Source organism: Marinobacter sp. CHS3-4, assembly GCF_030053415.1.
Lineage (GTDB): Bacteria > Pseudomonadota > Gammaproteobacteria > Pseudomonadales > Oleiphilaceae > Marinobacter.
In genome coordinates this window covers 107,818-120,000 of sequence record NZ_JASGBJ010000005.1, presented here as the reverse complement: position 1 = coordinate 120,000, position 12,183 = coordinate 107,818, and the positions used below count along the sequence as shown (strand labels likewise).

At 54.5% G+C, this 12,183-nt stretch carries 10 protein-coding genes and 1 tRNA gene; 4 read left to right on the top strand and 7 right to left on the bottom strand.

Annotated features, from left to right (window positions below; translation table 11 throughout):
* Positions 1 to 71: 71 nt before the first annotated feature.
* Positions 72 to 1,229 (top strand): cation diffusion facilitator family transporter, encoded by a 1,158-nt coding sequence (locus QLQ17_RS16840; protein ID WP_283210773.1) that lies wholly within the window; start codon positions 72 to 74, stop codon positions 1,227 to 1,229.
* 6 nt (positions 1,230 to 1,235) lie between these two features.
* Here the strand turns inward: QLQ17_RS16840 and QLQ17_RS16835 are convergent, their stop codons facing one another.
* Positions 1,236 to 2,735, bottom strand: a complete 1,500-nt coding sequence (locus QLQ17_RS16835) for a RimK family ATP-grasp domain-containing protein (RefSeq protein ID WP_283210772.1) — start codon at positions 2,733 to 2,735, stop codon at positions 1,236 to 1,238.
* 169 nt (positions 2,736 to 2,904) lie between these two features.
* Between QLQ17_RS16835 and rimI the strand changes: the two genes are divergently transcribed.
* The gene (gene rimI, locus QLQ17_RS16830) at positions 2,905 to 4,023 is read left to right on the top strand and encodes a ribosomal protein S18-alanine N-acetyltransferase (protein WP_283210771.1); all 1,119 of its coding nucleotides are present in this window, start codon (positions 2,905 to 2,907) and stop codon (positions 4,021 to 4,023) included.
* On the opposite strand, the gene uvrB is transcribed toward rimI, so the two are convergent.
* The gene (gene uvrB, locus QLQ17_RS16825) at positions 4,020 to 6,083 is read right to left on the bottom strand and encodes an excinuclease ABC subunit UvrB (protein WP_283210770.1); all 2,064 of its coding nucleotides are present in this window, start codon (positions 6,081 to 6,083) and stop codon (positions 4,020 to 4,022) included. The genes rimI and uvrB overlap by 4 nt on opposite strands.
* A 107-nt stretch (positions 6,084 to 6,190) precedes the next feature.
* Between uvrB and QLQ17_RS16820 the strand changes: the two genes are divergently transcribed.
* Positions 6,191 to 7,372: a pyridoxal phosphate-dependent aminotransferase gene (locus QLQ17_RS16820; RefSeq protein WP_283210769.1), complete on the top strand. Its 1,182-nt coding sequence runs from the start codon at positions 6,191 to 6,193 to the stop codon at positions 7,370 to 7,372.
* A gap of 69 nt (positions 7,373 to 7,441) precedes the next feature.
* Positions 7,442 to 7,517 (top strand) — tRNA-Asn (locus QLQ17_RS16815).
* A 146-nt stretch (positions 7,518 to 7,663) separates the two neighbouring features.
* Here the strand turns inward: QLQ17_RS16815 and pyrF are convergent.
* From pyrF to rpsA, 5 genes are all read right to left on the bottom strand, one after another.
* The gene (gene pyrF / locus QLQ17_RS16810; RefSeq protein WP_283210768.1) at positions 7,664 to 8,377 is read right to left on the bottom strand and encodes an orotidine-5'-phosphate decarboxylase; all 714 of its coding nucleotides are present in this window, start codon (positions 8,375 to 8,377) and stop codon (positions 7,664 to 7,666) included.
* Between the two features lie 28 nt (positions 8,378 to 8,405).
* On the bottom strand, positions 8,406 to 9,575 hold the full coding sequence (gene lapB / locus QLQ17_RS16805; RefSeq protein WP_283210767.1) for a lipopolysaccharide assembly protein LapB: 1,170 nt from the start codon (positions 9,573 to 9,575) through the stop codon (positions 8,406 to 8,408).
* Positions 9,575 to 9,877, bottom strand: a complete 303-nt coding sequence (locus tag QLQ17_RS16800; protein ID WP_283210766.1) for a LapA family protein — start codon at positions 9,875 to 9,877, stop codon at positions 9,575 to 9,577. The genes lapB and QLQ17_RS16800 overlap by 1 nt, the downstream gene beginning before the upstream one ends.
* Before the next feature lie 72 nt (positions 9,878 to 9,949).
* Positions 9,950 to 10,246: an integration host factor subunit beta gene (locus QLQ17_RS16795; RefSeq protein ID WP_150913974.1), complete on the bottom strand. Its 297-nt coding sequence runs from the start codon at positions 10,244 to 10,246 to the stop codon at positions 9,950 to 9,952.
* A 131-nt stretch (positions 10,247 to 10,377) separates the two neighbouring features.
* The gene (rpsA, locus tag QLQ17_RS16790; RefSeq protein ID WP_283210765.1) at positions 10,378 to 12,072 is read right to left on the bottom strand and encodes a 30S ribosomal protein S1; all 1,695 of its coding nucleotides are present in this window, start codon (positions 12,070 to 12,072) and stop codon (positions 10,378 to 10,380) included.
* Between the last annotated feature and the right edge of the window lie 111 nt (positions 12,073 to 12,183).

Sequence of the window (12,183 nt, the reverse complement as noted above, 5' to 3'; positions counted from 1 at the left end):
CGCTGATTCGTTTGGTAACACCTATTGTAATTGCCGCTATAATGAATCTCATATCCGTTTCAGGGACTTTCATGAGCGACCCCCGGACCCAAGCCCCCAGTCAACGAAAAGCGCTCGATACAGAGCGCCACGAGGCCACTCGAATCACCGTCATTGGAATGATACTTGATGCCGTTCTCGGTGCCATCAAGGTGGTCGGTGGCTTGCTCTTCCATTCCCAGGCATTGATTGTCGACGGCATTCATTCGTTCAGCGACGTCGCTTCTGATGTAGTCGTACTGGCAGTTATGAGGCTCTCCAGGCAGGCTCCGGATCAGGAACATCCATACGGACATCAGCGCATCGAGACTCTCGGCACCATGGTACTGGGCAGCTTTCTGATCGCAGTTGGCGCTGCACTGGCCTGGGACAACTTTCTCAGATTACTGGATACCGAAGGCGCGAGACTGCCGCAATGGCCTGTTCTTGTGGCAGCCGCCATCTCCGTACTCAGCAAAGAATGGATATACCGCTACACGCGCCGGGTTGGCCTGGCTATTCGATCAGACCTGATCGTTGCCAATGCCTGGCACAGCCGAACCGATGCGTTGTCTTCTGTTGTGGTGCTGGTGTCCACGGCGGGTGCGATGATGGGTCATGTCTGGCTTGATGTGCTTGCAGCCATTGTCATTTCAATCCTGATTGTCCATATCGGCTGGCGGTTCGCCTGGGACAGTGTGAAGGAACTGGTGGATACCGGTCTCTCACCGGAAGATACTGAAACGCTTCGCGAAGCGGCAAAATCCGTCGAAGGCGTTCGAAACGTCCATGAACTTCGAAGCCGTAAGATGGGACAGGACATTCTGCTGGACGTTCATCTTGTGGTTCGCCCGGAAATCAGCGTTTCTGAAGGTCATCAAATCGGGATGCGCGTCGTCGCGGCTATGCGGGCATCATTCGACAATATTCTCGATATCAACTTCCATGTGGACGCCGAGAACGACGATGAACAGTCGCCTACTTCTGAAACGCTTCCGAACCGTAGCCAGATTCGGGAGGCGCTGGAAGAGCATTTTCCAGTCGACCTTCCACCAAACAGTCGGTTTCGGCTTCATTACCTGAAAAACCGTGTTCATATCGAACTGTTTCTGGAGCTGGACGGTCAACAGCAGCGGCCCGATAGCCAGGCAATCAGTCAACAGATGGAGAGCTACCCCTGGTTCGGGAGCCTGCATATCTGGTTTTCATGAGCCGGTTTAACGCTGCCGGTGCATTTCCATGCGAGACAGAAACTCCTGCATGATCAAAGTGTAAAGCTCGCCACCCAGGAAACCATCTTCAATCCCTGCGTCGATGCTGGGGTTGTCATTCACCTCGATAACCGCCACCCGATTGCCAGACTGTTTGATATCAACCCCATAAAGCCCGTTACCGATGAGCCGCGTCGCATTCAACGCTGCCTGAATCACATTCTTCGGCACTTCATAGGTGGGCATGGTCTCGAATCCACCACTGTCTACTTCGGCTCCGCCATGTTGGTAAATCTGCCAGTGACCTTCCACCATGTAGTACTTGCAGGCGTAAATGGCACGACCACCCAGTACCCCGATGCGCCAATCGTAATCGGTGTACAGGTATTCCTGGGCCAGAACCAGGGCCGACTGCTTGAACAGAGCTTTCAGCCCCTCCCGCAACGACTTCTCATCTTCCGCCTTTGTCACACCCCGAGAAAATGCGCCATCGGGAATCTTGATGACGGCAGGAAATCCAATCTCGCGCATCACCTGTTCCGCACTGTCTTTTTGATCTTTTGAGAGAATCAGCGTCTTGGGTGTTGGTACCTTGTTGTTTTTAAGCAGATCCGCCAGAAACACTTTATTGGTACAGCGCAATATCGAAACCGGATCGTCAATCACCACCATGCCCTCGGCCTCCGCTTTGCGGGCGAAACGATAGGTGTGGTGATCAATGGCCGTTGTTTCGCGAATAAACAGACCGTCGTATTCGGGCAGCCGCATGTAGTCGCGACGGGTAATCTGTTCCACGTTGATACCCAGCTTGCGGCCTGCTTTCTCGAAACGGTCCAGTGCCATTTTGTCACTGGGCGGCATTTCCTCTTCCGGATTGACCAACATGGCCAGATCAAAGCGGTAGCGCCGCCGCGTTCGGGGCTTGCGCCAGACCATGCTGCTGAAGCGGTCAAACGCCGCTGCAAAATGATCCTGCTCTTTCCCTTTCAGATCTGCAGGGCACCCAGGCTTCATGGATGCGATCTGCCAGGTTTTGCGGCGACGAAACACCACTTCCAAAACCGGGCACGGAAACCGGTCAAACAAGGCCCGGGCAACCGGTTTGAGTTCTGGATGCTCAGCCTGACCAAAATAGGTCCTGATTCTGACTTCGTGGGTCGCCTGTTTCTCGTCCTGTTCAGGATTTATCTCGGAACCAGAAGCATCCAGCCACTGGATAACGCTCTCGTCGAGTTCTTCAAGTTGGAGCGAAAACAGCCCTTTCCGGCTCAGGTCGTTGAGCGTCATCACCGAAGGCACCACATTGTGACCACGAGCCTCGGCCAACAAGGAACAGTAATAGCCCCGGCTCAGATAACGAGAGCTCTGACAGAGATTGATGACGCGCGTGCGGCTGTTTGGAGGAACAGAAAGCTTCAGATACTGGTCAAAGGTCAGTACATCTTCACTCGGATAATAAGGCGCCCAGTCTTTTTCACGATCAACCACAATCAACAATCGGGACATCAATGACACTCCTTGTAATTCTCGCCAAGATACGACGGAAAGCACGGCCGAACAACGCTTCAATGATGCGTGTTTCTACTCACGGCAGTGCATCTTGCGCATTCCCGGGATTGCCCCATACTGGCGGGCACCCAACCGCTTTCCCCGTGGCCCGCTGAGTCATTTCAACATGGATCAGATTAACTTGCGCCAGGCCAGTATTCATGACCTGAACGCATTGGTAGAACTTGAAAACCGCTGCTTTACCGAAGACCGGCTTTCCCGCCGAAGCTTTCGTCGTTTCCTGGATATGCCAAGGGACCGACTGATCGTTGCAGAAAGCGCAGAAGGCCTCGTGGGTTATTGCCTGGTACTGATGAGTGCAGCAACACGGCTGGCCAGAATCTATTCCATAGCCGTGTTACCCACATTACGGGGTAAAGGTGTTGGACAACAGTTGATTGAACGGGCCGAAGCGGAAGCCGTGGAAGCAGACCGGATCGTCATGAGACTGGAGGTGCGCGAAGACAACGCGGCGGCCATCAAACTCTACAAGCGATTGGGATACCGCCAGTTCGGCACCTTCCGAGATTATTACGAAGACCACAGCAATGCGCTGCGTTTTGAACGTCGTATTCTGTTCTACGAACCAACGCGCGAGTTTCCTGCCGTCCCCTACTACCCGCAGACCACGGAATTTTCCTGCGGCCCGGCCGCGCTCATCATGGCCATATCCGCGCTGGACGAGCAAGCCACCATGACCACGCTGGAAGAGCTCCGCATCTGGCGAGAAGCCACCACCATATTCATGCTTGCCGGCCATGGCGGTTGCGGTCCTCACGGCCTTGCGCTGGCAGCCTGGAATCGCGGGTTTCATGCCAGCGCCTACGTGAGCAAAGAGGGTGCATTGTTCAAAGATACGGTGCGCAATCCAGACAAGAAACAGGTTCTGGAACTGGTCCACGAGGGCTTTATTTACGACATCGCACAGACTGGCATCGAGCTTCACCACGATCCGATTTCTCTGGACGGCTTGAGAACGGCGTTAGAACGGGGCTGCGTTCCAATCATACTCATCAGCACCTGGCAGCTTAACCGCAGCCGAGTCCCGCATTGGGTCACCGTGTGCGCTATCGACGACCAGTTTGTCTACCTTCACGACCCGGAAATTGACACAGACGCAGGGGAAACCGTAGCTGACAAGCAGTATTTGCCGATCGACCGGCGAGTCTTCGATCAGATGTCCCGGTACGGACGAAATCAGCCGCTGCAAGCTGCCGTGATTGTTGGGCCAAAGCGCACGGATTAACCCGTGCGCAGCGCAGCTTCCTTCAGCTCGGAAATCTCGTCTCGCAGCCTTGCTGCGGTTTCAAAGTCCAGGTCCGAAGCCGCCTTATACATGTCATCCTCAAGCCGGGTCAGTTCCTTGAGAATTTCTTCCGGCGACTTATCGCCAGTCTTGGCGCGGTAGCGTTCTGCTTCCTCGGCCGCCTTCTCGCCCGGCCGTTCGGCTTTGCGTCTGCCGCGGCCACCGCCACTGCTGGCGCCTTCCATGATGTCGGCAATTTTCTTGTTCAAACCGGTCGGTGTGATGCCGTGGGCTTCGTTGTGCTCGGCTTGCTTGGCCCGGCGCCGCTCGGTTTCGTCGATGGCTCTTTGCATCGATCCGGTGACGTTATCACCGTACAGAATCGCTTTGCCATGGACGTTACGAGCCGCGCGACCAATGGTCTGGATCAGGGAGCGGTCAGAGCGCAGGAAGCCCTCTTTATCGGCATCCAGAATGGCCACCAGCGACACTTCCGGCATATCGAGACCTTCCCGCAGCAGGTTGATCCCGACCAGTACATCAAATTCACCGCGACGCAGGTCCCGAATGATCTCGACCCGCTCTACCGTATCGATGTCCGAGTGCAGGTAGCGAACGCGAATGTCGTGCTCCATCAGGAAGTCGGTGAGGTCTTCGGCCATTCGCTTGGTCAGCGTGGTTACCAACACCCGTTCTTTCACGTTGGTTCTGAGGCGAATTTCAGATAACAGATCATCCACCTGGGTAGAGGCCGGCCGTACCTCAATTTCCGGATCCAGCAGACCCGTGGGCCGCACTACCTGCTCTACCACCTGGCCTGCGTACTCCGCTTCGTATTTGCCTGGAGTGGCAGACACAAACAGCATTTGCGGCGCAATCCGCTCCCATTCGTCAAATCGCATGGGGCGGTTATCCAGTGCCGACGGTAGCCGGAAGCCATATTCCACCAGAGTCTCCTTGCGAGACCGGTCACCTTTATACATCGCCCCGATCTGGGGGATGGTCACGTGGGATTCGTCCACCACTAGCAGGGCGTCGGGTGGCAGATAATCAAACAGCGTCGGAGGGGCCTCGCCCGGCTGGCGCCCGGACAGGTACCTGGAATAGTTCTCGATGCCATTGCAGTAACCCAACTCCAGCATCATTTCTATGTCATACCGCGTGCGCTCTTCCAGCCGCTGAGCTTCAACCAGGCGGTTATTATCACGCAGCTGCGTCAGTCGCTCGTCGAGTTCGACCTTGATGTTCTCGACGGCGTCCAACACCTTCTGACGCGGCGTCACATAGTGGGACTTGGGATAAATCGTCACCCTCGGTACCCGGCGCAGGATTTCACCGGTAAGCGGGTCGAAATAACTCAGGTTTTCGACCTCGTCGTCGAACAGCTCGATGCGAATGGCTTCTTTTTCCGATTCCGCCGGAAACACATCGATCACATCGCCGCGTACTCGATAGTTGGCCCGATGGAATTCCACATCGTTGCGTGTGTACTGAAGCTCAGCCAGTCGACGAAGGATGTCCCGCTGGTCGATCTCGTCGCCGCGATCCAGATGCAGCATCATTTTCAGGTAGGACTGAGGATCCCCCAGACCGTAAATAGAAGACACGGTAGCCACGATGATGGCATCCGGCCTTTCCAGCAACGCTTTGGTGGCTGAAAGACGCATCTGCTCGATGTGTTCATTAATAGAGGCGTCTTTCTCGATAAAGGTGTCCGACGATGGGACGTAGGCTTCAGGCTGATAGTAATCGTAATAGGACACGAAATACTCAACCGCATTGTCAGGGAAAAACTCGCGAAACTCGCCATAAAGCTGGGCCGCCAGGGTCTTGTTGTGGGCCATGATAATAGTCGGCCGCTGCACCTGCTGAATCACATTGGCGATCGTGAAGGTTTTCCCCGAGCCCGTGACACCCAGCAACGTCTGATGGGCCAACCCACTTTCGATACCGTCCACAAGGCCGGCAATTGCCTTCGGCTGATCGCCTGCGGGTTCGAAAGGTGAAGCAACCGTGAACTTGCCGTCCTTGCGGAGTGCGCCTTTTTCCGATGTCGCCATAGTTTTACGGCATCCTCTGATCAGTCTGTGTAGGGGTCACTTATCGTTCTGGGGGCATCATGGTAACATCTAGGCCATTCAACGCCGCAGCTTTAAGGAGCGCAAGTTTGGACCTTCAATTATCCAGTCGAGTACAAGCAATCAAGCCCTCGCCCACTCTCGCAGTGACCAACAAAGCCGCAGAATTGCGCGCGGCCGGACAGGACATCATCGGCCTTGGCGCCGGCGAGCCCGATTTCGACACGCCTGATCACATCAAACAGGCGGCCATCGAAGCCATTAAGGCTGGGCAAACCAAGTACACTGCCGTCGATGGTACGCCCGCACTGAAAAAGGCGATCATTGCCAAATACAAGCGGGATAACGGCCTGGATTACGAAGCCAATCAGATTCTTGTCTCCAGCGGCGGCAAGCAGAGCTTTTTCAATCTGGCACTGGCCACGCTGAATAAAGGTGACGAAGCCATCATTCCGGCCCCTTATTGGGTCTCATATCCGGACATGGTTCTGGTTGCCGAAGGCAAACCTGTCATCATCGAAACCGGTGCAGACACCCGTTTCAAGATCACACCTGAACAGCTGGAGAACGCCATCTCCGAGCGTACCCGCCTGTTTGTGATCAACAGCCCCTCCAATCCCAGCGGCATGGCCTATACCCTGGAAGAGCTTCAGGCGATTGGTGAGGTTCTGAAGAAACACCCACAGATCATGATCGCCACAGACGACATGTACGAGCCAATCCTGTGGACTGGCAAGCCCTTCTGCAACATCCTGAACGCGACGCCGGAGTTGTATGACCGCACATTCGTTCTGAATGGCGTGTCCAAGGCCTACTCGATGACAGGCTGGCGTATCGGCTATGCCGCCGGCCCGGCCAAGATCATCGGTGCGATGAAGAAGATTCAGTCCCAGAGTACCTCTAACCCCTCATCGATTTCCCAGGCTGCGGCCGCAGCGGCCCTCGATGGTCCGCAGGACTGCGTTCAGGAAATGGTCACTGCCTTCAAGGAACGTCACGACTATCTGGTCGAAGCCTTGAATCAGTTGCCGGGCGTGGAATGCCTTCACGGGGATGGCACCTTCTATGTGTTCCCGAGCTTCCAGGGTGCCATTGACGCATCGGATGTGAGCGACGACGTTGAGTTCGCTGAAAAGCTGCTTAAAGAAGCAGGCGTTGCTCTTGTGCCAGGCTCTGCATTCGGTGCTCCTGGGCACATGCGCCTGAGCTTCGCGACCGGCCTGGACACGCTGAAGCAGGCTGTTTCACGCCTCCAGAAAGCGCTTGGCTAAAATTTGATTCAGAGGGTTGACGGGGCCGCGGGGTAATCTTAATATACGCGCCTCGTCTGATGACGACGTTCCCCGATAGCTCAGTTGGTAGAGCAACGGACTGTTAATCCGTTTGTCGCTGGTTCGAGCCCAGCTCGGGGAGCCACTATTCCGAAAAGCCGCTAGTCCTCTGGATTAGCGGCTTTTTTCGTTCTGACTCGTTGCCTTTGGATTCTGGCCCTAGCCTGCTTTTCATGGTGCATCGGCGGGGTAGGATCTCCTTCCCCGCCTGAATGGGCTTCAGTGATACCGCTAGGTCAGTGCAGATACTTCCGTATGAATTGCTTCCAATGCCTTGAGAGGATCAGGCGCCTGCGTAATTGGGCGACCTACAACCAGGTAATCTGAACCGGCCTTTATTGCGTCCGTTGGCGTCATGATGCGCTGTTGATCACCTTTATCGGCGGACGGTGGCCGAATACCGGGTGTGACCAGTTTGAAATCGGCGCCCTGCTCTGCTTTGAGCGCCGGGGCTTCCTGGGCCGAACAGACGACGCCGTCAAGACCGCAGTTTCTGGTTAAGGTTGCCAGGCGGGACACTTGGGTTTCTGGCTCATCATTGATGCCAATGCCTGCGAGGTCATCCGCGCCCATGCTGGTAAGAACCGTAACAGCAATCAGCAAGGGTCTTTCTTTGCCGAAACCGTCGAGGCGCTCTCGGCACGCAATCATCATTTTTTCGCCGCCAGAAGCGTGAACATTGACCATCCATACGCCAAGATCGGCCGCTGCTTCCACAGCCGCAGCGGTGGTGTTGGGAATGTCGTGGAATTTCAAATCAAGAAAGACTTCAAAGCCGCGACGACCCAGGGCCCTGACCAACTCTGGGCCAGAGCGGGTGAACAGCTCTTTGCCAACTTTTAAACGGCATTTCGCAGGGTCTAATTGATCAACCAGAGCCAATGCGGGCTTGTCAGAGGGAAAGTCCAGCGCCACGACGATGCGCGGATCATTTGTATTCGGCACAGAGAGGTCCTGCAATATTCGGTTTGGTTTATTCGGCTTCTACGCCCTGAATCGGGCGAACGGTTTCCCATTGCTTACAGCTTGGGCACAGCCAATGCAGCTGCTGACCCGAGAAACCGCAATTGACGCAACGATAAACCGGGCGATTCGCCAACATCAGGTGGCCAATTCGGCTTACCAGACGTTCTTCATCGGTCGTCATTCCCTTCTCGTAGCCTGCCAGCGCCACCAGACGCAACAGGCCACGAACGCTAGGGCGAAGTTCCAGTTCACGGCGCAAAAGCTCGATAGCTGCCATACGGCCGGAACTGCGTTCTACCGCTTCGACCAGCGCCAGCAAAAGGCTGGTGCTAGGGAATGAATCATACAGCTTCCCAAGCTTTTTCCCCAATTTGCCAACGTCGCCATGCTCACGCTCCAGCTTCATAAGGCGGTCGATGGCTTCAGGGCCAAAATCGGGATTCTGATCGAAAATTTTCAGACTCTGGCCCGACGCCTCTTTGAAGCTACCCTGTCGCACCAACAACTTCATCTGAATAAACGTCGCCCGTACACAGGACCGATCGAATTCCAGCGCTTCTTTGACAAGCTTCTGAGCCTGCCAACGATCATCCTGTTTCAGCGCCTCTTCGGATTGCTCGCAGATGATATAAGCAAGCATCTTGAACATCGCGGGGTCGTGCTCACCCGTGGTCAGGGTGCGAGCAACCTGTGCCGCTTTGCTCCATTCCTTTTCCTGCTGATACAGCTCGATGAGCTGAATGGAGGATTTACGACCGTATTCACGGTCACCCATCAGTTGATGCAGCAATGCTTCGGCCCGGTCCAACAAACCGGCGTTTCGGTAGTCGACGGCGAGCTCGTAGGTCACCTGTTGGGAGAAACGGGGCGGCAGCTCTGGCCGAGCCAGCAAGTTCTGATGAATGAGAATGGCGCGCTCGGTTTCGCCTTTGTGGCGAAAATGGGCGCCTATGGAGAGATGAAGGCCTACGGTGTCGCGGTTAACAGCCAACGACTGAACAAAGTTTTCAACGGCCTGGTCGGAATAGTTGGTAAACAGAAACTTTAAACGGTCTCTGACGGATTCTTCGTCAGAGATGGGCACTTTCGAGCGGTCTTTGCTGCCCCCCATGCGGCCCACAAACCAACCCGCGGCGACTGCTATGGTCAGCAGCAGCCATTGCAGAACTATATCCATTAAAGCGTCCGGTCGTTCTGAGCTCTCGATTTTTCCAGTGCCTGCTCGGTGCGAGCCAGACGTTTCTCAAGATGCCGCCTGGAAACTGAGGTACGAACCGTCGCCAGCATTGTAATCAGCATGCCGATCAGAGCGCCAATCACAAATGACATTATGATCCAGACAGCCACACCATGAGGTTGAGTCTGGAAAAGAAGGAAGTTCAGGGGCACTTCCATCTGATTGTTCAGGGAAAAGACCAGAGCGACCAGGACCAAAAACAGTACCAGCAGAATAAGGAGGACCTTCTGTAATCCGGCCATAGACGTAGAGCTCCAATAGGATCTGAAAATGATTCAGGCCCGGTTTAACACATTCCCTGAAGAAAATCTGAATCAGAAGCCTTTTTTAAGGCTATCGTTTACCTGCTCACGCAGCTCCTTACCGGGTTTGAAATGCGGAACAAACTTGGCAGGTAGCTGAACGGCTTCGCCGGTTTTGGGATTACGCCCTGTTCTGGCAGCCCGATGATGCAGCGAAAAACTTCCAAAACCACGGATTTCAATCCTCTGTCCATCAGCAAGAGATTGAGACATATGTTCGATGACAGTTTTCACGGCCAGTTCAACATCTTTCACTGAAAGCTGCGTCTGCTTCGACGCAATGAGCTCCACCAGTTCAGATTTTGTCATGGGGCTATTCCCTCTTCACATTATTGTTGGAAAGCCGGTTTTCAGCTCCATGAACCTAGTTTAGCCAAACCCAAAAAAAACACAAAAAAAACGGGCTCTTAGAGCCCGTTTTTTCGGCCTAACCAGGAATTTTATTCCTTGTTAGAGTTCTGCTGGCTCATCTGTTCCTTGATCAGGTCACCAATCGTGGTGGCTCCTGAACCAGACTCAGCCGCTTTCGCACGTACGCCTTCCAGCGCCTGCTTGTCGTCCTCAACGTCCTTGGACTTAACAGACAGGTTGATCACGCGGTTCTTGCGATCAATGCTGATAATCTTGGCTTCAACTTCGTCGCCTTCGTTCAGGGCGTTGCGAGCGTCTTCAACCTTGTCACGGCTAATTTCGGACGCCTTCAGCACGGCCTCAACTTCGTCGTTCAGGGTAATGGTGGCTGCTTTCGCGTCGATTGCAGACACAGTGCCCTTCACGATGGAGCCTTTGTCGTTCAGCTGAACGAACTCGGCGAACGGATCGCTTTCCAGCTGCTTGATGCCCAGTGAAATGCGCTCGCGCTCCGGATCAACAGACAGGATGACGGTTTCGACTTCGTCGCCCTTCTTGTATTCACGAACCGCTTCTTCACCCGTTTCGTTCCAGCTGATGTCGGACAGGTGCACAAGGCCGTCGATGCCGCCATCAAGACCGATGAAGATACCGAAGTCAGTAATTGACTTGATCTTGCCGGAGATACGGTCGCCCTTGTTGAAATTGCTGGAGAACTCTTCCCAGGGATTAGGCACACACTGCTTGATGCCAAGGGAGATACGACGACGCTCTTCGTCGATATCCAGAATCATCACACCCACTTCGTCGCCAACCTGCACAACCTTGGATGGGTGGATATTCTTGTTGGTCCAGTCCATTTCAGACACGTGTACCAGACCCTCAACACCTTCTTCCAGCTCGGCAAAGCAGCCGTAGTCTGTCAGATTGGTAACCTTGGCGGTCACCTTGGTGCCTTCTGGATAGCGGCCCTTGATATCAACCCATGGATCTTCACCCAGCTGCTTCAGGCCAAGAGAAACGCGGTTGCGCTCACGGTCGAATTTGAGAACTTTTACGCTGATTTCATCGCCCACATTCACGATTTCGCTCGGATGCTTGATACGCTTCCAGGCCATGTCAGTGATGTGCAGCAGGCCGTCAACACCGCCCAGATCTACGAACGCACCGTAGTCGGTCAGGTTCTTGACGATACCCTTGATTTCCATACCCTCGGTCAGGGTTTCGAGCAGAGCTTCGCGCTCAGCGCTGTTTTCAGCTTCCAGAACGGCACGGCGTGAAACCACGACGTTGTTACGCTTCTGGTCCAGCTTGATAACCTTGAATTCCAGCTCTTTGTTCTCCAGGTGCGCGGTGTCGCGAACAGGACGAACATCTACCAGAGAACCCGGCAGGAAGGCACGAATACCAGCCAGATCAACGGTGAAACCACCTTTAACCTTGCCGTTGATGATACCTTTAACCACTTCCTCTGCTTCGAAGGACTTCTCAAGTACCTTCCAGGCCTCGGCGCGCTTGGCTTTCTCGCGAGACAGACGAGTCTCACCGAAGCCGTCTTCAACAGCGTCAAGAGCAACATCGACGGTATCGCCGATGGCAACTTCCAACTCGCCTTTTTCGTTAAGGAACTGGGAGGCGGGGATAACGCCCTCGGACTTCAGTCCGGCGTTAACGGTGACCCAGTCGTTATCAACATCTACAACGGTTCCCTGGACGATGGAACCCGGCTGCATGTCAATTTCTTTTAGGCTTTCTTCAAAAAGATCCGCAAAGCTCTCGCTCATTATGTGTCCTATGTGATCAACGCAAGTGTGCTCCGTGCTGCCAGCAACACGGTCAATGAGTTTTAATCCGGGTTCAGCCAGTGACTGGCTGATAACGCTGAATCCGGAATT